The sequence below is a fragment of the Nocardia sp. NPDC051756 genome (assembly GCF_040681495.1).
In the GTDB taxonomy this organism is placed as follows: Bacteria; Actinomycetota; Actinomycetes; order Mycobacteriales; family Mycobacteriaceae; genus Nocardia.
This window is the reverse complement of record NZ_JBFAYV010000011.1, coordinates 147,419-173,195: the sequence shown is the minus strand read 5'-3', so window position 1 is coordinate 173,195 and position 25,777 is coordinate 147,419. Positions and strand designations below refer to the sequence as shown.

Below are 25,777 nucleotides of genomic sequence, written 5' to 3'. Positions count from 1 at the left end.
TCGGATCTTCAGGAGGCGGGATGCCCGACCATCGTTCACCCCTGCATGCCCGTGAGGGTCATCCAGCAACCTATCCGCTGACCGCGGCGCAGCGTGCGATTCAGTTGTTACAGCAGTTGGCCGGTGCCATACCGGTATCGAACGCGCTGTATGTGGAACTCGCCGGCGACCTCGACACCGCGCGGCTGATCGGATCGTTCGAGCAGGCGCTCGACGAGTTCGAGGTCAGCCGCATGCGGGTGTTCGAGGTGGACGGACAACTGCGGCAGGTGGTGGACGAAACCGCCAATAGCTCCGTGCGGCAACTGGATTGCACGTCGGCGCCCGATCCGGTTGCCGCGGCCCAGGATTGGATGCGCGGGGACTACCGTGCACCCATCGACCTGCGGCACGGCCCGGTGGTGCAGGGCGCGATCATTCAGGTCGCCGAACGACGGTGGTTCTGGTACCTGCGCGCTCATCACATCGTGCTGGACGGAATCGCAGCGCTGAACATCCTCACCCGCAGCGCCCAGCTCTACACCGCCGCGCTGGCGGGTAAAGAGGCTGTTGCACAGTCGATTCGATCGCTGGGCGAGATAGTCGCCGCGGACGAGCAGTATCGCGCCTCGCAACGCTTCGACGACGATCGGGTGTTCTGGTCGAAGTACGTGGCCGAACTCCCCGAGCCGGTCATCCTGGCCGATCGGGTCGCGATCGCCGAAGAACACCCCCTCTCGGTGAGCGCGCTGCTGTCCGCAGAAACCGACAATGCGCTGCGCACGGCTGTCGCGACACGCTCGGTCGGCCCGTCGGTCTTCCTGCTCGCCGCGTTCGGCCTGTACCTGGCCCGCATGACCGGCTCCGACGACGTGGTGCTCAGCTTGCCGGTGTCCGCGCGGGTCACGGCATCCATGAGTCGCTCCGGCGGCATGACCGCCAACATCGTGCCGTTCCGGATTTCCGTGCCACCCGACCGCACCGTCGGGTCACTGCTGGAGGAGACGCAGCGCACCCTGATGGCGGTCCTGCGCGGCCAGCGTTACCGGCACGAGGACATGCTCGAAGACGCGGAATCGGTTGCTGCCCAGCATCTCCCGCGAGCCGCCGGGCCGATGGTCGACCTGATGATCCTCGATACGAAGATCGTCCTCGGCGACATCACCGGCCAGTTGCAGGTATTGACCCCGGGATTGGTCCCAGACCTCTCGGTGAACGTCTATCCAGCGGTCGGCGGCGAAAGCACCCGGGTCGATTTCTTCGCCAACCCAAGCGTTTACACCTCCGAACAGGTCGCGTACCACCACCGGCGGTTCGCGCAGTTCCTGGACAGCTTCCTGCGCAGCGTGCTCACCGACTCCGACATCCGGGCGCGCTCCGTGGAATTGCTCGAGCCCGGCGAGCGCCGGATGTTGCTGGAGGCTGCCGCCGGTGGTTCGGGGCCCGCGCAGGTCACGTTGCCCGACTTGTTGTCTCGGGCCGCGGCCGCACACCCCGATCGGCTCGCGGTACACGACGTCGCACACACCTGGACGTACCGGGAGTTGGATGATTGGTCGAACGGGTGCGCGCGCACGTTGATCGAACGCGGTGCCGGACCGGAAACCACCGTCGCGGTGGCGATTCCGCGCTCGGCGGCGTGGATCCGGGCGGTCTGGGCGGTCGCCAAGACCGGTGCCGCCTTCGTGACCATCGATCCAACCCATCCGGCCGACCGGAATCGGTTCATTCTCGCCGATTGCCGCGCCACCATTGTGCTGACCAGTAGTGAAACTGACACCGACACAAACGAGTTGGGCGACGTGCGAGTGGTCGAAATCGATCACCTCGAACAGCGCAACGCCACCCCGCTCACCGATCCGGATCGACGCGGTGCGGTAAGGACCGGCAATACCGCCTACATCGTGTACACCTCGGGTTCGACGGGCACACCGAAAGGTGTTGCCGTCACCCACGCCGGACTGTCCGGAGTCTCGGACACTCTCACCCGGCAGTATCGCCTCGACCGTAACTCTCGTGTGCTGGCCGTTGCCGCAAGAACCTTCGATGCTGCGGTATTCGAGCTGCTGGCAGCCGTACCGGTCGGTGCGGCCCTGATTCCTGCTCCCCGTGATGCTTTCGCCGGTGACTCGTTGACGGCGTTGATGCGTGCCCAGGGTGTGACGCATACGTGTTTGACTCCTGCTGTTGCGGCCACACTCGATGCTCAGCAGCTCGATGACCTGCGCGTGCTCATGGTGGCCGGCGAGGCGTGTCCGCCTGCGCTGGTAGATCAATGGTCGGGTAGCGACGCGGCTGGTGTTCGCCGGCTGTACAACCTGTACGGCCCGAGCGAGACCACGATCTGGGTCACCAGCGCGGCATTGCGACCAGGTGACGCGGTGTCGCTGGGCGCGCCGATACCGGGAGTCCGCCTGGCGGTTCTGGATTCGTGGCTGCGGCCGACGCCACTCGGCGTGGCGGGGGAGTTGTACGTATCCGGCCCCGGCGTGGCCCGCGGCTACCTCGGCCGAGTCGGGTTGAGCGCGGCATCCTTCGTCGCCGATCCGCACGGTCCGGCGGGCGCGCGGATGTACCGCACCGGCGACGTCGTGCGCTGGGAGCCTCGTGGAACCGACGGAGCGACACTGCTTTTCGTCGGGCGCACCGATTCCCAGATCAAGATCCGCGGCCAGCGCCTCGAACTCGGCGAGATCGAAGCCGCCCTGACCGGCCTGGCCGAGGTGCAGCAGGCGATCGTCACCACCATGGGTGGCCAGACCGGCGAGGCCTGGGTGGCCGCGTATCTCACCGCCACACCGGGACGCGCCATCGACGCGAGCACGGTCAAACAGGCTGTAGCGCATCGACTGCCGTCGTACATGGTCCCCGAAACCATCACGGTGCTCGACGAATTGCCGATGACCTCCAGCGGGAAGGTGGATCGCCGTGCGCTGCCGACACCGCAGCGACCGGTCGCACCGTACCGAGCCGCGTCGTCACCGTTCGAAGAGATTGTCGCCGTTGCTTTCGCCGAGGTGCTCGGGGTGGATCGCGTCGGCGTAGACGACGACTTCTTCACGCGTGGCGGACATTCGATCTCGGCGACGCGGGTGGCCACGCGACTGACCGAGGTGACCGGCCGTGCGGTCGGCGTGCGCGACATCTTCGACGCCCCCACCGCCGCCGGAGTCGCCCGGGTGCTGACCGCACGCGAGACCGGTCCGGCGCGGTCGAAGCTGGTCGTTCGCCAGCGACCCGAGCGAATCCCGTTGTCGTTCGCGCAATTACGCATGTGGTTCATCAACCGCTTCGAGCCTGATTCGCCGACCTACAACATCCCGCTGGTCTTCCGTCTGGCCGGATCGCTGGACGCCGAGGCGTTGACCGCGGCACTCGGCGCGGTCGTCGCGCGCCATGAAGCGCTGCGGACCCGCTATCCCGAGCTGGACGGCGTGCCGCATCAGGAGGTGGTGCACAGCGCTCCGGTGCTCGAGTTGACCGCCGTCGACCCGGCGCGACTGAACGATGCGGTGGCAGAGCGGGTCCGTCGCGGGTTCGACCTGCGGGTGGATATGCCGCTGCGGGCCACCGTGTTCCGGTCCGGCCCGTCCGAGCATGTCCTGGTGTTGGTCGTGCATCACATTGCCGCGGACGGCATGTCGATGGCACCGTTGCTGCGAGATCTGTCGACGGCCTATGCGGCCCGGCTGGCGGGACAGGAGCCGAATTGGGGTCCGCTGCCGGTGCAGTACCCGGATTTCGCACTCTGGCAGCGTGAACTGTTGGGTGCGGAATCCGATGCCGCGAATGCGCTCGCGGCGCAATGCCGGTACTGGGAACACGAATTGGCCGACGCGCCGCAACCGATAGCGCTGCCGACCGATCGTCCGCGTCCACCGCTGGTGAGCAACCGCGGCGACGTCGTCGAATTCGTCGTCGACGCACCGCTGCGCGAGGCGTTGTACCGGCTCGCTCGGGAGCGCCGGGTCAGCGCGTCGATGGTCTTGCAGGCGGCGCTCGCGGTACTGCTGTCGCGGCTGGGCGCTGGCCCTGATGTCTCGATCGGGGGTCCGGTCGCCGGTCGCACCGACGAGGCGCTGCGGGAGCTGGTCGGGTTCTTCGTCAATACCTGGGTCTTGCGGGTGGATCTGTCCGGCAACCCGCGTTTCGAGGAGGTCCTCGACCAGGTCCGCCGAAAGGCCTTGACCGCCTACGAGAATCAGGACGCACCCTTCGAGCGGCTGGTCGAGCTGATCAACCCGACCAGATCGACGGCCTACAACCCGTTGTTCCAGGTGTCGCTCGAGTTGCAGAACGACGGCCTGCCCGCACTCGAACTGCCCAGCCTGGCTGCCGAATTCGTCGCCTGCTCCACCGGCAGTGCCAAGACCGATCTGCACTTCGACGTGCTCGAAATACCGGGCAGCACAGAAACTCCCGCAACGCTGATCGGCCGGATCGAATACGCCACCGATCTGTTCGACCGAACCACGGTGACCGGCATCGCCGACCGCTACCTCCGTGTTCTGCGTGCCGTGAGCACTGACCCGGCGGAGGCGATTGCCGACATCGGTCTCCTGACCGACGCGGAGCGCGAACAGCTGCTGACGCAATGGAACTCGCGGTCCGACACCGCCGCGCAGGAGACCACGATCGTGGCCGTATTCCGCGCGCGCGTCGCTTCGGCACCGACCGCGGTCGCGGTGCAGTTCGATGACGAGCAGCTGACCTACGCGGAATTGGCTGTGCGGGTCGATGTCCTGGCGCGCGGGTTGGTGGGGCGCGGAGTCGTTCGCGGTTCTGTGGTGGCGGTGGCATTGCCACGTTCCGTGGAATTGGTGACCGCGGTGTTGGCGGTGGTGGTCGCCGGCGGTGCGTACTTGCCGATCGATCCGGACTACCCGAGCAGTCGCATCGAGTTCATCCTCGGCGATGCCGATCCACTGTTGGTATTGACGACGGCGTCGGTCGGCGCGGGACTGCCGTTGGGTGAGCGGGCATTGTTGTGTCTGGATGTTGCGGATCTCGAGAATGATTCGCTCGGTGACTTGCCGGTGTTGTCGCCGGCCGACCCGGCGTATGTGATCTATACATCGGGTTCGACCGGGCGTCCGAAGGGCGTTGTCGTCGAACACCGCGGCGTGGTGAATATGGCGGCCTATGGCTGGCCCGGTGGTCCGGGTGAACGGGTGTTGTTGCATTCGTCCATGGCGTTCGATGCGTCGGCCTATGAGTTGTGGCCCGCACTGTTGGCCGGGTCGATGATCGCCATCGCACCGCCGGGCCGAACGGACATCGCGGAACTGGGCCGGGCCATATCCCGGCATCGAGTGACGGCGTTGTACGTGACGACCCCGCTGTTCGAGATATTGGCGAGCGCAGGCCCGGAGCTGCAACTCGATTCGGTACATCGAGTCGTCACGGCCGGTGACGCATTGCGGACCGTCGCGGTCGACCGCTTCCACGCCCGGTGGCCGGGCATCGGCGTGGTCAACGCCTACGGGCCGACCGAGAACACCGTGTGCGTATCCACCTACGAGATCCCCGATTCCCCGGAGTGGACGGGTGGGGGCAGCGTGCCGATCGGCGCGCCGGTCGGGAATATGCGCGTATACGTGCTGGATTCGCGGCTGCGCCCGGTGCCGGTAGGTGTGGCGGGCGAATTGTATGTCGCCGGAGTGCAACTGGCGCGCGGCTATCGGAATCGACCGGGCCTGACCGCGGAACGGTTCTCGGCCAGTCCGTTCGGCGCCGGCGAGCGCATGTACCGGACCGGTGACGTGGTGCGGTGGACCCGTGCCGGCGTCCTGGAATTCGTCACGCGCGCCGATGAACAGGTCAAGGTCCGCGGGTACCGGATCGAGCCCGGCGAGGTCGAGACCGTGGTGACCGCGCACCCGCTGGTTTCGCAGTCGGTGGTGATCGCGCGTGAGATCGGTGCCGCGACAGCGGAGTCTGGTGCCGCGGTGGACAAGCGGCTGATCGGCTACGTCGTGCTCGATCGCGCCGATGCGGTGCGGGAGGAGATGGCTCTCGCCGACGAGATCCGACGTTTCGTCGCAGATCGGCTGCCGGAGTATATGGTTCCGTCGGCGATCGTCGTGCTCGCCCGCCTGCCGTTGACCCCCAACGGAAAGGTGGATCGACGCGCACTGCCCGCGCCGACCTTCGCCGTCGCGGACTCTCGCGCCGCGTCGACGCCGGCCGAGGAGATCGTCGTCACCGTGTTCGCCGAGGTGCTCGGGGTGGATCGGGTCGGCGTAGACGCCGATTTCTTTGCGCTGGGCGGACATTCGCTGTCGGCGATGCGGGTGGCCTCGCGGATGACCGCGGTGCTGGGCATCGAGGTGGGCGTACGGGATGTGTTCGAGGCCCCCACTCCCGCCCGGCTGGCGCAGGTGCTGGCCGAACGCAGAGGAGACCGCGGGCCGGCTCGGCCGGAACTGACGGTTCGAGCGCGCCCCGAGCGGATGCCGCTGTCGTTCGCCCAGTCTCGGCTGTGGTTCATCAACCGATTCGAACTGGACTCACCGGCCTACAACATCCCGATGGTGCTGCGCTTGCGCGGACCGCTGGATCAGCAGGCGTTGGCCGCGGCATCGACCGATGTGGTGGCGCGGCACGAGAGCCTGCGCACCGTGTTCCCGGACGCGGACGGGGTGCCCTTCCAGCAGATCCTGCCGGTCGACCTGGCGAGGACAACAATCGAGACGGCCGATCCCGATGAGCTGACCGGTCTCGTGCGCCGCGGATTCGATGTCTCGACCGAGACGCCACTGCGAGTAACGCTGGTGCACAACGGGTTCAACGATCACACCGTGGTGTTGGTACTGCACCACATCGCCGCGGACGGCTGGTCGATCGCGCCGTTCGTGCGGGACCTCTCGGCCGCCTATGCCGCACGACGACAGGGTCAGGCACCGCAGTGGGCCCCATTGCCGGTGCAGTACGCGGACTTCACGCTGTGGCAGCGTGCGACATTGGGTGCCGAGTCCGATCCGGACAGCATCCTGGCAACTCAATTCCGTTATTGGGAACACGAACTCGCGGACGCCCCGCAGCCGATAACGCTGCCGACGGATCGCCCCCGCCCAGCGACGGCCAGCAATCGCGGCGACGTGATCGAGTTCGCCTTCGAACCCGCGCTGTGCGAGGCGCTGTATCGAGTTGCGCACGACCGTCAGGTGACCGTGTCGATGCTGTTGCAGTCGACGCTCGCCGTGCTGTTGTCCCAGGTCGGAGCGGGCGAGGACATCTCGATCGGCGGTCCGGTCGCCGGACGTACGCAAGAGGCGACCCACGATTTGATCGGCTTCTTCGTCAACACCTGGGTGCTGCGGGTCGATCTGTCCGGCAATCCCCGTTTCGAGGAGGTCCTCGACCAGGTCCGCCGAAAGGCCCTGACCGCCTACGAGAATCAGGACGCGCCCTTCGAGCGACTGGTCGAATTGCTGCAACCGACCCGTTCACCGGCGTACCACTCCCTGTTCCAGGTGTCATTCGCGTTGCAGAACAACCTGTTACCCGATCTGCACCTGCCGGAGCTGGAGGTCGAGATCGTTCCGGCGATCACCGGCACCGCCAAATTCGACCTGCACGTCGACGTGGTCGAGCGGATGAATCCGGCCGACCACCCTGCCGCCCCCGCGCTGTCGGGCCGAATCGAGTACGCCACCGATCTGTTCGACCGCGCCACCGTGGTCGACCTCGCCGAACGGTATCTGCGGCTGCTGGAAACCGTCACCACGGACCCGGGAATGCCCATCGGCCGGATGGATGTACTCGGGCCCGAGGAACGCGACCGGGTGCTCCGGATCTGGAACGACACCGCAGCGCCACTGCCGGGCGAGACTTCGCTGGCGCGCCTGTTCGCTCGACAGGTAACGGCCACCCCGGATGCGGTGGCGGTCGCGCATGCAGACGGCGACATCACCTACGCGGAACTGGCTGTGCGCGTTGATGTTTTGGCGCAGGCTGTGGTGGGCCGTGGCGTTGGTAGGGGTTCGATCGTCGCCGTGGCGATGCCGCGGTCAGCGGATTTGGTGACTGCGGTATTGGCAGTGGTGGTCGCCGGCGCCGCGTACTTGCCGATCGACCCCGAGTACCCGAGCGGGCGTATCGAGTTCATTCTCGGTGACGCGGATCCGTTGCTCGTCTTGACGACCGTGTCTGTCGGAGCCGGGCTGCCGTTGGGTGACCGAGCGTCGATATGCGTGGATGTCGCGGACTTCGGCAACGGTGCGTCATTCGGTTTGCCGGAGTTGTCGCCGGCCGATGCGGCGTATGTGATCTATACATCGGGTTCGACCGGGCGTCCGAAGGGCGTTGTCGTCGAACACCGGGGTGTGGTGAATATGGCGGTGTACGGCTGGCCCGGTGGTCCGGGCAAACGGGTGTTGTTGCATTCTTCGATGGCGTTCGACGCGTCGGCGTACGAGTTGTGGCCGGCCTTGCTGGGCGGATCGACGATCGTCATCGCACCCCCGGAACGCCTCGACCTTTCCGCACTGATGCGCACGATATCCCGCCATCGCATCACCACAATTTTCGTCGCCACCGCGCTCTTCGAACTGCTCGCGACCGCAGAACCCGAACTCGACGCTGATCCCGTACGTCAGGTCGTCACGGGCGGCGACGCCTTGAGTTCGGCCGCGGTAGCCCGATTCCGGGATCGCTGGCCGGGTGTCGATATAGCGAATGCCTACGGGCCGACCGAGAACACGGTATGTGTTTCGACCCAGCAGATTCTCAGTTCGCACCCGTGGGCAACCGATCAGCGAGTACCGATCGGCGCTCCGGTGGCGAATGTGCGGGTATTCATTCTGGATTCGCGATTGCGGCCGGTGCCGGTGGGCGTTGCGGGCGAATTGTATGTGGCCGGAATGCAATTGGCGCGCGGCTACGCGGGGCGACTCGAGCTGACCGCGCAACGATTCGTGGCGTGCCCGTTCGGCGTCGCCGAACGGATGTACCGGACCGGAGACGTGGTGCGGTGGACCCGCGGCGGCGTGCTCGAATTCGCGGGCCGGGCCGACGACCAGGTCAAGGTGCGCGGCTATCGGATCGAGCCGGGCGAGGTCGAGGCGGCCTTGGTGGCGCATCCGGCCGTCTCGCGCGCGGTCGTCGTCGCCCGCGCGATCGCGGATGCCGTGGTCGACAAGCAGTTGGTCGCCTATGTTGTCCGCGATCGCGAAACGACCGTCGTCGACGACAGCGACCGCGCGGCCGACCTGGTCGACCATTGGCGACAGGTCTACGACAATCTGTACGCGGGCAAGGAGAGCTACCGCGGCGACGGCCGTGAATTCGCCGAGCCCCTGGCATTGGACGCCGATTTCGGCGGCTGGAACAGCAGCTATACCGGCGAGCCGATTCCCGTCGAACAGATGCGGGAGTGGCGGGACGCGGTCGTGGACCGGATTCTCGAGCTGCGGCCGGCCCGGGTGCTGGAAATCGGTGTCGGATCGGGCCTGCTGATGTCGCGACTGGCGCCGCAGTGCGTCGAATACTGGTGCACCGACTTCTCCGCGGCGACCATCGGGAATCTCCGATCCCGGCTGATCGAATCAGCGGTCGACTGGGCGGATCGGGTCCAGTTACGCGTGCAGTCCGCCGACGATGTCTCGGGCCTGCCGCTGGACCGATTCGATGTGGTGGTGGTGAACTCGGTCGCGCAGTACTTCCCGAACGCTGCCTACCTGATCGACGTGATCGACAAGGTCATGAGCTTGTTGCTGCCCGGCGGCGCGTTCTTCGTCGGTGATATCCGCAACCTGACGTTGCTGCGGGAGTTCGCCACCGGCACACAGTTGGCCGGCGGTGGGGACGAGGACACAGTGGCGGCGGTGCGCGAACGCGCGCGGCGTGCGCTGATCGCCGAACAGGAATTGCTGGTCGCCCCCGAGTTCTTCCTCGCATTGCGGGACAAAGTCGCCGATGTGGCCGCGGTGGATATCGAGTTGAAGTACGCCCCGGTCGACAATGAATTGACGCGATACCGCTACGACGTGGTCCTGCGTAAAGCCCCGGCACCGGTTCACTCGCTCGCCGGACTGCCGCAGCGAGCCTGGGCCGAATTCGGTGACCTGCGGGGACTGCGCGCTCAGCTGGTCGCCGAACAACCAGACAGCCTGCGCATCACCGGAATACCACAGGCCGGAACGGTTTTGGACGTAACAGCCACCCGAATCATCGACGCCGGTGCAGAGCACACGCGCGTGACCGATCTCGACCTGGCCGACCCGGCCGCGGCGGTGCTCCCGTACGAGATCCGTTCGCTCGGCGCGGAACTAGGCTTCGACGTCGCGGTCACCTGGTCACCGGTGGCCGGCCGGATGGACGCAGTCCTCGTCCGCGGTACCGACGAGAACACGGTGTTCGACGACATCTATCTGAGCGCTGGGCCGCTGGATTCGCTGGCCGCCTATGTGAACGACCCCGGCATCGCCGACCTGGTCGCCGAGATCCGCGAGTTCGCGGCAGATCGACTGCCGGAGTTCATGATTCCCGCTGCCATTGTCATCCTCGACGAGCTGCCGCTGATGCCCAACGGCAAGGTGGACCGCCGCGCCTTGCCCGCCCCGCAGTTGATCACCTCGACCTATCGGGCCCCGTCGACACCGTTGGAAGAGACCGTCGTCTCGGTATTCGCTGAGGTACTCGGCACCGACCGGGTCGGCGCCGACGACAACTTCTTCGAGCTGGGCGGCCATTCACTGTCGGCGACCCGGGTGGCATCCCGCGTAGCGACAGCCACCGGAATCACCGTCGAAGTGCGCGACGTGTTCGACGCACCGACGGCCGCCCGATTGGCGGGAGTGCTGGCCGTGCGGTCCACCAACACCGCCGAACGACCGAGCGCGGTGTTGGCGCCCTGGGACCGTCCTGCTCGAATCCCGTTGTCGTTCGCGCAATCTCGGATGTGGTTCATCAACCGATTCGAGCCGGACTCGCCCGCGTACAACATCGCCATGGTGCTGCGACTGCGCGGGCAACTGGATTCGGCGGCGTTGTCCGCCGCGGTCGGCGACGTCGCGGCCCGGCACGAGAGCTTGCGCACGATATTCCCGGACGAGAAGGGCGTACCGTGCCAACGGATTCTGCCCATCGAGGGTGCCGCGGCGGTCGCAACAGAGACTGTCGAGTCGGCTGAGCTCACGCACCGGGTGACGAGCATCGTGCGGCAGGGCTTCGATGTGTCCGCGCGGCCGCCGTGGCGAGTCGCGTTGCTGAGCAGTGGATCCGACGAACACCAGCTGGTCGTGGTGCTCCATCATATTGTCGCCGACGGGTGGTCGATCGCGCCGCTGGTCCGTGATCTGTCGCTGGCCTACACCGCCCGTCGGGCCGGGCGCGCGCCACAGTGGTCGCCGTTGCCGGTGCAATACGCCGACTACACGCTGTGGCAGCGCGAGGTGCTCGGCGCGGAGTTCGATCCGCAGAGCGTGGCCGCACGCCAACTCGCCTACTGGACAGCCCATTTGGCCGGGCTGCCGAATCGTTTGGAGTTGCCTGCCGATCGCCCGCGACCGGTGGTGGCATCGCAGCGTGGCGGCACCCATTCGTTCACCCTGGACGAAGCGACGGTGGCCGGGCTGGGTGCGGTGGCGCGCACCCATCGCGTGACCGTGTTCATGGTGGTGCACGCCGCGTTGGCGATGGTGCTGTCGCGCTTGTCCGGCAGCGCCGATGTCGCGGTGGGTACACCGATCGCGGGCCGCGGCGCGTCGGCGTTGGACGGCGTGATCGGCATGTTCGTCAACACGCTCGTCCTGCGGACCCGGGTCGACGAGGCCGGCTCGTTCGCCGACCTGCTCGACCACTGCCGCCAGGTGGACCTGGCCGCGTTCGCGCACGCCGACATTCCGTTCGAACGAGTCGTCGAAGCCATCGATCCACCCCGCAGCCAGGCGCATCACCCGCTGTTCCAGGTGCTGCTGGCCTTCCAGAACCTCGACCTGGACCCGGCGCTGGCACAGCTGCCCGGGCTCGAGGTCGAGCCGCTGAAGAGTCTCGATATCGGAGTCGAACGCTTCGATCTCACCATCACCGTCGCCGACATCCCGGACAGCGCAGTCGGTGCGGGTGGTGTGCCGATCACCATCAGCTTCGCGCTCGACCTGTTCGATCAGTCGACGATCGTCGCGTTCGCTCACCGTCTGCAGCGCACCGTGCAAGCCGTGGTGGCCGATCCGCAGATCGCCCTGCGCGGTCTGGATCTGCTCGCACCGGACGAGCGAATGGTGTTGCGTCAGTGGAGCGACGGTGGCCTCGGTCCGAAGCCGCATGGGCTGGCCGAGATATTCGCCGACGCCGCAGCGGAATTCGGGGCGCGGCCCGCGGTCGTGGATGCGGGACAAGTGTGGACATATCGCGACCTCGACGAGTGGTCGAATGGTTGTGCGCGGGCGCTGATCGGGCAAGGCGCCGGCCCGGAAACCGTTGTGGCGATCGCCATTCCCCGGTCGATTTCCTGGATGCGAGCGGTGTGGGCGATCGCGAAGACCGGCGCCGCGTTCGTCTCCATCGATCCCGCCCAGCCCCGGGAGCGCAATCGCGGCATCCTCGCCGACTGTGCGGCCGCCGTACTGCTCACCGTCGATGAAGACGAGGAGTGGGAGGTACCCGGAACAGTCGTGTTCGATCTGGACGCGTTCGACCCGTCCACCTGGAACGCTGCGCCGATCGAGGACGCCGATCGGCTCGCCTCGACACGGCCGGACAACACCGCCTACATCGTCTACACCTCAGGGTCGACCGGTACGCCGAAGGGCGTGGCGGTTGCCCATGCCGGGCTCTCCGCGGTCACCACGGCGCAACACCGAGACCTTCGGACGGATTCCGAGTCGCGCGTATTGGCCGTCGCCGCACGCACTTTCGATGCGGCACTCTTCGAACTACTGCTGGCGGTCCCGGTCGGCGCCGCACTGATCATCGCTCCCGACGATGTTTTCGCCGGGTCCCCGTTGACCGAGTTGATGCGCGCCGAGGGCGTGACGCACGCGGTTCTGACGCCTGCTGTTGCGGCCTCGCTCGATACCCGCCAACTCGATGGTCTGCGCGTACTGATGGCGGTCGGCGAAGCGTGTCCGCCTGCGCTGGTGCAGCAATGGTCGGGAAGCGACGCCGCTGGGATCCGGAATGTCCACAACCTCTACGGGCCGAGCGAGGCCACGATCTGGGTAGCCGGCGCGAAATTGGTTGCCGAAGAGACGGTGTCGATCGGTAGTCCGATCCCTGGTATCCGTTCGATGGTCTTGGATGCTTGGCTGAATGTGGTGCCACCGGGCGTGGTCGGCGAGCTGTACGTAGCCGGTCTCGGCCTGGCCCGCGGATACCTCAACCGAGTCGGCACGACCTCGGCGGCGTTCGTGGCCGATCCGTTCGGACCGGCCGGATCCCGCATGTACCGCACCGGAGACCTGGTGCGCTGGCAGTCGGAGGGTGTCGACGGCGGGGCATTGATCGTCGTCGGCCGCGCTGATTCCCAGATCAAGATTCGCGGCCAACGCCTGGAATTGGGCGAAATCGAAGCCGTTCTGACCGAACTCGACGAAGTACGCCGCGCCGTCGTCACCCAGGTGTCCGACGGCGACACCGTGCGGCTGGCCGCTTACCTCACCCCGGCACCGGACCATCGCCTTGATCCGGTTGCGATCCGCGCGGTCGCGGCGCTGCGACTGCCGTCGTACATGGTTCCCGACATCATCACCGTCCTGGACGAGTTGCCGCTGACCACGAGCGGGAAGGTGGACCGGCGAGCGCTGCCGGACCCTGAATGGACGACCACGACGTACCGTGCGCCCGGCACCGGCACCGAGGAAGCCGTGGCCGAGGTATTCGCGCAGGTCCTCGGGCTCGACCGGGTGGGGGCCGACGACGACTTCTTTGCCCTGGGCGGCGACAGCATCGTCTCGATCCAGTTGGTCGCCCGCGCGAAGGACCGCGGTGTGGTGTTCACGCCGCGGCAGGTATTCGAAGCCCGGACGGTCGCCGCGCTCGCGCGGGTTGCCGAATCCGTCGAGCCCGCACCGGTTCTGGCGGAGCTGCCCGGCGGCGGCGTAGGTGCGTTGCCGCTGACCCCGATCGCCCGGTGGATGGTCGAGCGGGGAGAGTTCGAGCGGTTCAATCAGACCCTGGTGCTCACTGCACCGGTCGGGTTGGATCGGGCCGGCCTGACCGCGATCATGACCGCGTTGATCGACCGGCACGACATGCTGCGGGCTCGGCTGTGGCACGACGGCCGAGACTGGCAGTTGGAGACGCGGCCGAGCGAGCTGGTAGACGTCGAGTCGCTGGTGCATCCGATCGTGCTCGACTCGGATGTCGAGCCGGAGCACCGTCATCGCCGCGTGACAGCGGAGGTCGATGCGGCGCTGAATCGACTCGATCCGGCCAACGGCATTGTCTTGCAGGTGCTCTGGTTCGTGCCCGCGGATGCTGCGCAAGCAGGCCAGCTGATCTTCATCGCGCATCACCTTGTTGTGGATGGTGTTTCGTGGCGCATCATGCTGCCTGACCTGATGTCGACATGGCAGCAGTACCGCGCGCGTGGCGTGGTGTCGATGCCGCCGGTGGGGACTTCGATGCGGCGGTGGGCGCACGGCATGGTCGAGGCGGCGCGCTCGCCGCAGCGAGTTGCGGAATTGCCGTTGTGGCAGGGGATCGTCGACGGGCCGGACCCGTTGCTCGGCGCGCGGGCGCCTGCTCGAGACGCTGCGGGTGCGATACGCGCACGGCGCGTGCAGGTTTCGCCGGAAGTCACCGAGGCCTTGCTGACTCGGGTGCCCGCGGCATTCCATGGTGACGTACAAGACGCGATGGTTGCCGCGCTGGCCTTGGCCGTCATGCGCTGGCGGGCCGGTAGGGGAGTGCCGGAGTCCTCCACGCTGTTGCGGTTGGAAGGGCACGGACGCGAAGAGCAGGTCCTCGCGGGTGCGGATCTGACCTCGACGGTTGGTTGGTTCACGACGGCGTATCCGGTTCGAATCCCGTTGGCCGGAATCGATCTCGATGACGCCTACGCCGGCGGTCCGGCAATCGAGACGGTGGTCAAGAGCACGAAGGAGCACCTGCGCGCGATCCCCGACCACGGCATCGGCTACGGGCTGCTGCGCTACCTCAACCCGGAAACGGCGCAGGCCTTGCCTGCCGGGCTCCCCGCCCAGATCGCCTTCAACTACCTCGGCCAACTGACGCCGAACCGATCAATTAGCGGGACAGCCACATCCGAGTTCAGCGTCACCGATGAACTCGGCGCTCCGATGGCCGATAAGGACCTGCATGCCATGGCGACCGCGGTCGTCGACCTCACGGCCGCCGTCACCGACGGGCGCTTGTCGGCCACCTTCGGCTACCGCGAAGACGTGCTCGACGAGGCGGAAGTCGATGAGTTGGCCCAGTTCTGGGTCGACGCACTGCACGCCGTCGTCGCCCGGCTTCGGCACCCGCACTCCGGTGGGCACACGCCCTCCGACTTCCCGTTGGTGCGAGCAAAGCAATCCGACATCACCACCTGGGAGGCGCGCTACCCGAGCCTGGTCGACGTTTGGCCGTTGTCGCCGTTGCAGTCCGGGCTCCTGTTCCACGCCCAGCTGGCCGAGTCCCTGGTCGACGTGTACGCGGTGCAACTCGCCATCACGTTGTCCGGCGCGGTGGATGCCGGACGCCTGCGTCACGCGGCCGCGTTCCTGCTCGAGCGGTATCCGAATCTGCGGGTGGCGTTCAGTACCAACGCCGGGGGCGAAGGTGTGCAGATCGTCGCCGATGACGTGACGCTGCCGTGGCGCGACGTCGACCTGCGTGCGGAGCCCGAATCCGCACTGACGGAGGTGCTGGAGCGGGACAAGGCTGAGCCGTTCGACATCGAAACGGCTCCGCTGATGCGTTTCACCCTGATCACGGTGTCCGAGGGTCGGTACATGCTGTTGCTCTCGTACCACCATGTGCTGTTCGACGGCTGGTCGATGCCGTCGCTGCTGCAAACGCTGCTGGCGGTATATGCGACGCCGAACGCGGCTATCGCGGAGCCGGTGGGGTCGTATCGGTCCTACCTCGACTGGCTGAGCCGCCAGGATCCGGAGGACTCGCTGCGGGTCTGGCGGCACGCGCTCGACGGTGCCGAGGCGACGCTGTTGGCGCCACACGCGGCGGCCAAGGGTTCGACTGAGCGAATGAGTTCCGTCGCAATAGATTTCGGCCAAGGACTCTCCGGCCGCCTGGTCGCCGCGGCATCGTCCAGCGGTGTCACGGTGAACACTCTGTTCCAGGTGGCGTGGGGAATCGTCGCGGGATACCTCACGGGGCGCGACGACGTCGTATTCGGCGCGACGGTGTCCGGGCGACCTGCGGAACTGCCCGGGATCGAATCCGCCGTCGGCCTGTTCATCAACACCATCCCGGTGCGGATCCGACACCACTCCGGTGAGCCGATCTCCGCCGTGCTGAACCGAGTGCAGGCAGAACAGTCGGACTTGCTGGGACATCACCACATCGGCCTGTCCGATATCCATGCCGCGCTGGATGTTTCGGCCATGTTCGACACGGTTCTGGTGTTCGAGTCCTATCCCGTCGACGAGGCGGCGCTCGCGGCCCAGGCCGCCGCTATCGATGGCATGAGCGTGGAGGATCTGCGGTCGAACGATTCCGCGCACTATCCGCTCGCATTGGTGGTCGTCAAGGGCGAGCCGTTCCGCGCTCAGTTGCAGTACCAGCCAGGCGTATTCGCGCACGACTGGGTTCAGGACTGTGCCGATCGGCTCGCGCGCGTGCTGGATGTGATGACCACCGACCCGTCGGTCCCCGCCGAGTCGATCGACCTGTTGTCGCCGGCCGAGCGGGCCCGACTGGTCCCGGTGCGGGGCCGCCCGGCCGAGCCGCCGCGACCGCTGGCGGACCTGCTCGTCGCCGGGGCCGCCATCGATCCAGCGGCACCCGCGGTGGTGTCGGGTGCGGTGACGCTGAGTTTCGGTGAGCTGGACAGCCATTCGAACCGTTTGGCGCGGTTGCTGATCGGCCGCGGTACCGGGCCGGGCGACGCGGTCGCGCTGGCGATGCCCCGAGGTATCGAGTTCCTGCTCGGATTGTGGGCGGTGACCAAGGCCGGTGCGGCGTTCGTGCCGATCGATCCGCGCCATCCGCTGGACCGGGTCGTCGCGATGACCGCCGATTCCGCTGTGCGCCTGGCCCTGTCGGTAGAAGCCACGGTGGGCACGGTGCCGGACACGATCGATCGATTGATGCTCGACGGACCGGATCTGCCTGCGCGCCTTGCGGAGTTCTCCGCGACCGCGGTGACCGACGTGGACCGCGCCCGCCCGCTCCGGCCGGACCATGCCGCTTACGTGATCTACACCTCCGGGTCGACCGGCACCCCGAAGGGGGTCGTGGTCTCCCATGCCGGCTTGGCGAACTTCACTGCCGAGCAGCGTGAGCGGTACCGGGTGGACACGGGCTCCCGGATATTGGCGGTCTCGGCGCCGGGCTTCGACGCGGTGATGATGGAACTGCTGATGGCACATCCGAACGGGGCCGCGCTGGTCGTCTCGCCTCCGGATATCTTCGGCGGCGGGTCGCTGTCGGAAATTATTCGGCAGCAGCAGGTTTCGCATGCTTTCGTGACGACAAGCGTGTTGGCGACCATGTCGCCCGCAGGGCTGGCGTCGCTGCGGGTGCTCGTCACCGGTGGCGAGCGGGTGCCCGCGGAGCTGGTGGCGGCTTGGGCGCCGAATCGCGAACTGTACGTCGCGTACGGACCGACCGAGACGGTCATCGTCACCACCATCAGCGAGGCGATGGATCCCGCCGCGCCGGTGACGCTCGGCGGGCCGATCCGCGGCATCGAGGCCGTCGTCCTGGACGCGTTGTTGCGGCCGGTGCCGGTCGGCGTGCGGGGTGAGTTGTATCTCGGTGGCATCCAGCAGGCGCGCGGCTACTCGAACCGGCCAGAGCTGACGGCCGGATCCTTCGTCGCGAATCCGTTCGGGCGCAGCGGTTCCCGCCTCTATCGGACCGGCGACCTGGTCTGCTGGAACGAGCGTGGCGATTTGGAGTTTTTGGGACGCAACGACTTCCAGGTGAAGGTTCGTGGGCAACGGGTCGAGCTGGGTGAGATCGAGGCGGTGCTCGGCGAACAGGCCGGGGTGACCCGCGCCGTCGTGGTGCATCACCCGACATCGGATCGGCTCATCGGCTATCTCGTCGGCGCCGATCTCGACCCGCAGCAGGTGCTTGCCGCCGCCCGGCATCGGTTGCCCGCGCATATGGTGCCCGATGCGTGTGCGGTCCTGCCCGAGCTGCCGCTCACCGTGAGCGGCAAATTGGATCGTGCGGCACTTCCGGAGCCGGAACAGCTCACCCGCGTTTACCGCGCGCCGTCGACGCCGACCGAGCAGGTGGTGGCGGACGTGTTCGCCGAGCTGCTCGGAGTCGACCAGGTCGGTGCGGAGGACGATTTCTTTGCGCTGGGCGGGCATTCGCTGTCGGCGATGCGCGTGACGTCGCGGGTGTCCGGGGTGGTGGGTGTTCGGATCGGGGTGCGCGATGTGTTCGAGGCGCCGACTCCCGCGCGGTTGGCGCGGGTGCTGGATGCCGGTAACGAGGGTTCGACGCAGCCGGCGTTGGTCGTGCGGGAGCGGCCCGAGCGGGTGCCGTTGTCCTTCGCGCAGCTGCGTATGTGGTTCATCAACCAATTCCATGGTGCGGCATCGGCATACACGATTCCACTGGTGTTGCGGTTGACCGGTGAGTTGGACACCGAGGCGTTGGTCGCCGCGATCGGCGATGTGGTGGATCGGCACGAGAGCCTGCGCACGGTATTCCCTGATGAGGAGGGGACGCCGTTCCAGCAGGTGCTGCCTGCCGATCGGGCCGCGGTAGCGGTCGAGGTGCGGTCGGTGGATCCGGCGCAGCTCGACACAGTCGTTGCCGAGTCGACGCGCCAGGATTTCGACCTGGCGACCGACCTTCCGCTGCGAGTCATCTTGCTGGACAGCGGTTCCGGTGAGTTCGTGCTGGCGCTCGTGATTCATCACATCGCCGCGGATGGATGGTCGATCGCTCCGCTCGCGCGGGACCTGTCGGTCGCGTACGCGGCGCGCAGGTCGGGACGGTCCCCGGAATGGGTTCCGTTGCCGGTGCAGTACGCGGACTACACGCTGTGGCAGCGTGCGGTGCTGGGCGGGGAGTCCGATCCGGAGTCGACGTTGATGCGTCAGCTCGACTATTGGACAACGCATTTGGCGGGCCTGCCGGATCGGCTGGAGTTGCCTGCCGATCGTCCGCGGCCGATGATCGCCTCGCAGGCCGGCGACAGCTATTCGTTCGTGCTGGACGCCGGATTGTTCGCCAAGCTCGGTGAGCTGGCGAATGCCGCTGGGGCGACGGTGTTCATGGTCGTCCACTCGGCAGTGGCACTGTTGCTGTCGCGGTTGTCCGGTGCCAGGGACATCGCGGTCGGCACGCCGATCGCCGGGCGCGGCGCGGCGGCCTTGGACGACTTGGTCGGCATGTTCGTCAACACGTTGGTATTGCGGACGCGGATCGATGAGGCCGGTTCGTTCGCCGATCTGCTCGGCCAGGTTCGGCAGGTGGATCTCGATGCTTTTGCCAACGCGGACATTCCGTTCGAGCGTGTGGTGGAGGCCATCGATCTGCCCCGGACCCAGGCGCATCATCCGCTGTTCCAGGTGATGCTGGCCTTCCAGAATCTCGACCTGGATCCGGACTCCGCGCAGCTGCCGGGGATTCGGGTCACGCCGATGAACCTCGGTGCCAGCGTCGAGCGCTTCGATCTGTCCATCACCGTTGCCGATATTCCGGATTTCAATGGCGATATACCGGTCACCATCGGTTACGCCACGGAACTTTTCGATCGGTCGACGGTCGCGGAGATGGCGCACCGGCTCGAGCGAATCCTGGTCGCGGCAGTGGCCGATCCCGCGGTGGGATTGCGTGAGCTGGATGTGCTCGATTCGGGCGAGCGGAAGTCGTTGCGGGAGTGGGGTGATGGGGGTGCTGCACCGGCACCGATCACACTGGATTCGATGCTCTCCCGGGTGGCTGCGGAGTTCCCGGACCGGCTGGCGGTCGTCGATGCGCGCCATCGCCTGACCTATCGGGAACTGGATCGTTGGTCGAATCGATGCGCGCGGATGCTGATCGAGCAGGGTGCGGGTCCGGAAACGGTTGTAGCGATTGCGCTTCCGCGTTCAGCGACGTGGGTGCGGGCGGTTTGGGCGGTCGCGAAGACCGGTGCCGCCTTCGTGTCCGTCGATCCGACGCATCTGTGGGAGCGGAACCGATTCGTTCTTACCGATGTCGCCGCAACGGTGGTGATTGCCGATGGTGGAACCGACACGGGCACAGCCGGGTTGGATCCGGCAGCGTTGAACGAGGCCGGAATTCCGCTGATCGATCTGGATCGACTCGATCTGCTCGAGTACAGCGACGCACCGGTGACCGCTGGTGATCGACACGGTGCCGTGCGGTCGAGCAATAACGCTTACGTCGTTTACACCTCGGGGACGACCGGTAAGCCGAAGGGTGTCGCCGTCACCAACGAAGGGCTCGCCGCGGTCACGACCGCGCAGTGTCAGCAGTTCGGTCTCGATGTCGAGTCCCGCGTATTGGCCGTTGCCGCACGAACTTTCGATGCGGCCGTGTTCGAGTTGCTGTCGGTCGTTTCGGTCGGTGCGGCGTTGGTTGTCGCTGACAATGACGCTTTCGCCGGTGCTCCATTGACGGAATTGATGCGGGCTGACGGCGTCACGCATGCGTGTCTGACTCCGGCCGTGGCGGCCACGTTGGATGCCGAGCGGCTGAACGATCTGCGCGTGTTGATGGTCGCCGGTGAAGCGTGTCCGTCCGCACTGGTGCGGCAATGGGCCGGTACCGACGCCGCCGGAGTTCGTCGGTTGCACAACCTGTATGGGCCGAGCGAGGCCACGATCTGGGTCACCGCGGCCGAACTGCTTGCGGACGAACCAGTTTCGCTGGGTCGACCGATTCCCGGAGTCCGGGTGGCGGTGTTGGACACATGGCTGCGTCCGGTACCCGCGGGCGTGGTGGGGGAGCTGTATACCGCCGGCCCTGGTGTAGCGCGCGGATATCTCGACCGGGCGGCGTTGACGGCCGGATCGTTTGTCGCCGATCCGTTCGGGCCGGCCGGGTCGAGGATGTATCGCACGGGCGATCTGGTGCGGTGGACCAAGGGTGAGCGTCCGGCATTGATGTTCGCCGGCCGCGCCGACCGTCAGGTCAAGATCCGGGCCCAGCGCCTCGAACTCGGCGAGATCGAATCCGCGTTGGCACAGCTGGATGAGGTGCGGGACGCAGTGGTCGTCACGCACTACGGCCAAGAGTTCAGCGGCACAGTGCGATTGGCTGCCTACGTGACTGCGGCTGTCGGACACCTGCCCGACCCTGTGACCGTTCGGCAAGCCATCGCGCAACGGCTGCCGTCGTTCATGGTCCCCGACACCGTCACCGTGCTGACGGAGCTGCCGCTGACCTCGAGTGGAAAGGTTGATCGGCGCGCACTGCCGGCCCCGGAGTGGCTGGTGGTGCCGTATCGGGCCGCCTCGACGCCGTTCGAGGAGATCGTGGTCTCGGTGTTCGCCGAGGTGCTCGGCGTGGACCGGGTCGGGGTCGACGATGACTTCTTCGCGCTGGGCGGGCATTCGTTGTCGGCGACGCGGGTGGCGTCCAGGGTGTCCGCGGTGGCGGGTGCCGAGGTAGGCGTGCGGGATGTGTTCGACGCGCCGACCGCGACTCAGCTGGCGCTGGTGCTCATCGAGCGCTCGGTCGATGACCCGGTTCGGTCGAGGTTGGTCGTACGCGAGCGACCCGAATATCTGCCGCTGTCGTTCGCGCAGTGGCGGATGTGGTTCATCAACCGGCTCGAACCGGACTCACCGGCCTACAACATCCCCCTCGTGCTGCGGTTGACCGGCGAGCTGGACATCGAGGCGATGACGGCTGCCATCGGTGATCTGGTGGTGCGTCACGAAACCCTGCGCACGGTCTTCCCGGATCGGGAGGGGACTCCGTACCAGCGGATCGTGCCGGCGGCCGAGGCCGCCACCACTGTCGAGGTGCGGAGCGTCGATGCCGCCGGGATCGAGCACGCGGTGCTGCCGCTGATGCGGCGTGGGTTCGATCTGTCGACCGCGCCGCCGTTGCGGGGTGCGTTGCTGGACAACGGTTCCGGCGAGTACATCCTCGTGCTGGTCCTGCATCACATCGCGGCGGACGGTTGGTCCTTGGCACCGTTGGCGCAGGACTTGGCGCTCGCGTATTCGGCGCGGCGGGCGGGGCGTTCGCCCGAATGGGTTGCGCTGCCGGTGCAGTACGCTGATTACACGCTGTGGCAGCGTGAGGTGTTGGGGTCGGAGTCCGACCTGGAAAGCGTGTCGGCGCGGCAGGCGGGGTATTGGTCCGGGCAGTTGGCGGGCTTGCCGGATCGGCTGGAGTTGCCCGCCGATCGGACGCGGCCCGCGGTTGCCTCGCATCGCGGTGGCACGTATTCGTTTGCGGTGGACGCGGATACGACGGCGGGACTGCATCGAATCGCGCGTGCGCAGCACGCGACCGTATTCATGGTGATGCACGCGGCGTTGGCGGTAGTGCTGTCGCGGTTGTCCGGCAGTGGCGATATCGCGGTCGGTACGCCGATCGCGGGGCGTGGGGCCGCGGCGTTGGACGGGCTGGTCGGCATGTTCGTCAATACCTTGGTGTTGCGGACCCGGGTCGATGACGCCGCCTCGTTCGGTGATCTGCTGGACGAGTGTCGCCGCGTCGATCTGGAGGCGTTCGCGCACGCCGATATTCCGTTCGAACGGGTGGTGGAAGTGGTCGATCCGCCGCGGACCCAGGCGCATCATCCGCTGTTCCAGGTGATGCTGGCGTTCCAGAACCTCGACCTCGATCCGTCGGCCGCGCAGCTGCCGGGGATTCGTTGCACGCCAATGGATCTCAGTAGTGGGGTCGAGCGATTCGATCTCACTGTCACCGTGTCCGATAACCCGGACGCAGGCGGTGGTCTGGTGGTCGGGGTGAGCTATGCGCTGGATCTCTTCGATCAGGAGACGATCGAGGGGATGACTCGGCGGTTGCAGCGAATCATCGGCGCGGTGGTCGCCGATCCCGCGATGGGATTGCGGGATATCGAGATGCTCGATTCGAGTGAGCGACTGTCGTTGTCGGAGTGGGGAAATGGCGGCGACGGCCCGGAGCGGATCACCCTGACCGAGATGCTGGGTCGAGTGGCCGCCGAACACGAGGACCGGCCGGCGGTCGTCGGATCCGGGAGCGTGTGGACCTATCGGGAACTGGATGAGTGGTCGAATCGGTGTGCGCGGATGCTGATCGAGTCGGGGGCCGGACCGGAATCCGTTGTCGCGATGGCGATTCCACGGTCAGAGGAGTGGGTGCGCGCAGTGTGGGCCGTCGCCAAGACCGGTGCCGCGTTCGTGTCCATCGATCCCGCGCAGCCGGTCGAGCGTAATCGGTTCATACTCGACGATTGTGCTACTGCCATCGTGCTCACCTGCGGTGAAACCACCTCGCGAGTAACCGAGGGGCTGGGCAGTGCTGGAGTTCAAGTGATCGATCTGGATGCACTCGACCTTGCCTCGTACAGCGCTGTGCCCGTGCACGATAGCGACCGGGGTGGGACGGTTCGGCCCCGCAATACCGCCTATGTCGTCTATACCTCGGGGTCGACCGGTACGCCGAAGGGCGTGGCCGTCACCCATGCGGGATTGGCAGCCGTGGCCGCGGTCCAGCGTTCGCGCTTTGAGCTGAGCCCCGACTCTCGCGTATTGGCTGTTGCTGCACGCACTTTCGATGCGGCGATGTTGGAGCTGCTGCTGGCGCTGCCGGTCGGTGCGGCCTTGATCGTCGCTCCGGACGACGTCTTCGCCGGAGAACCGTTGGCGGAGTTGATGCGTGGTGAGCGCATCACGCACGCCTTCCTGTCGCCGGCAGTCGGTCTCTCGATCGATCCCGACGGGCTCGATGACCTGCGAGTGGTCCTGAGTGGTGCCGAGGCCTGTCCGCCGGAGTTGGTGCGGCGGTGGGCAGGCACGGACGCCGCTGGTGTCCGCCGGCTGTACAACCTGTACGGGCCGAGTGAGTGCACGATCTGGATGACCGGCACGCCGCTGGAGGTCGGTGATCCGGTCTCGGTGGGCGGTCCGATTCCCGGAGTTCGTTTGGTAGTGCTGGATTCGTCGTTGCGGCCGGTTCCGGCTGGGACGGTCGGCGAGTTGTATGCGGCCGGACCCGGCGTGGCGCGCGGATATCTCAATCGGATGGGGTTGTCCGCGGCGACGTTCGTGGCCGATCCTTTCGGGTCGCCGGGGTCGCGGATGTACCGCACCGGAGATCTGGTGCGGTGGATGGCCGACGGCGACGACGCGGTCTTGATGTTCTTGGGCCGCACTGATTTCCAGGTCAAGATTCGCGGTCAACGCCTGGAACTCGGCGAAATCGAAATGGCGCTGGTCGGTTTGGCCGAGGTGCAGCAGGCAGTGGTCACCGTCCACGACCCCGGTTCCGCCGTCGGCGGTGCGCGATTGGCCGCCTATGTCATCGGTGTGCCGTCGTGCGTCCTCGATTCGGCAGCGATCCGGCAGACGGTCGTGCAACGGTTGCCGTCGTACATGGTCCCCGACACCATCACCGTGCTCGATGCGTTGCCGCTGACCGTCAGCGGAAAAGTCGATCGCCGTGCGCTGCCTGCCCCCGAGTGGGCGGTCACGACATACCGAGCGCCCTCGACGCCGCTCGAGGAAATCGTGGTCTCGGTATTCACGGAGGTGCTCGAAGTCGAGCGGGTAGGTGTCGACGACGACTTCTTCACCTTGGGCGGAACCTCGGTGGTCGCCATGAAGTTGGTATCCCACCTCCGCACCCGCACCGGGACAGCAGTTCCTTATCGACTGCTTTTCGCCGACTCGACACCGGCCTCCCTCGCGCGATTTCTGGAACAACCGCAGTCGGAGATGGGCGTATCCCTCGGCGTGCTGTCGCCCCTGCGTTCGGCGGGCGACAAAACTCCGCTGTTCTGCGTCCATCCAGGCGGTGGCCTCGCGTGGGTCTACGGCGCACTCGCGGGCCACCTGGACCCCGAGCGGCCCGTATACGGCTTGCAGGATCCCTACATCGTCGAAGCCGGTCCCCGGTTGGAGTCGGTGGACGCCTACGCCGAGCGCTACGTCGAGGAAATACTGAAAGCCTTCCCCGACACCACCTATCACCTCCTCGGCTGGTCCCTGGGCGGCAAGATCGCCCACGCCATGGCCGCCCGACTCCAACAGCTCGGCCACCCGGTCGGACTCCTCGCCCTGGTCGACACCGGCATCGCGGAGAACCTCGACCAGACCCCCGAAACCGAGCCCGACGACGCACAAAACCGCCGAGCACTGACCGAATTCCTCCGCGGCTGGCGCGATTTCCTCGGGATGACCGACGACCACCAAATCGACGACCCCGCAGAACTGTTCCCACTCCTCGCCGAACGCCTCAGCAGCGAAGGCATCCTCACCCCCCAACAAGTAGAACGAGTAACCGAAAGCTTCACAACCCCCGTCCCCCACACCCCACCCCACTTCAACGGCGACACAGCCCTCTTCGTAGCCACCCGCGAGCCCTACCGAAACCAACTAGCCGCAACCTGGCAAGGCCACATCACCGGAACCATCCAAGAATTCCCGATCAACGAATGGCACACCGGCATGATGAACCCAGAAGCCGCCGCCCAAATCGCCCCCACCCTGAACACCCTGCTCCGAGAACACGATAAGAAAATGTGACA

At 66.7% G+C, this 25,777-nt stretch carries 1 protein-coding gene; it reads left to right on the top strand.

Translation table 11 applies throughout. The features are described 5' to 3' along the window. Nucleotides 1–20 precede the first annotated feature (20 nt). Complete coding sequence (locus tag AB0M22_RS38295; protein WP_364737353.1) at nucleotides 21–25,775, top strand: non-ribosomal peptide synthase/polyketide synthase; 25,755 nt, start codon at nucleotides 21–23, stop codon at nucleotides 25,773–25,775. Nucleotides 25,776–25,777: the final 2 nt, after the last annotated feature.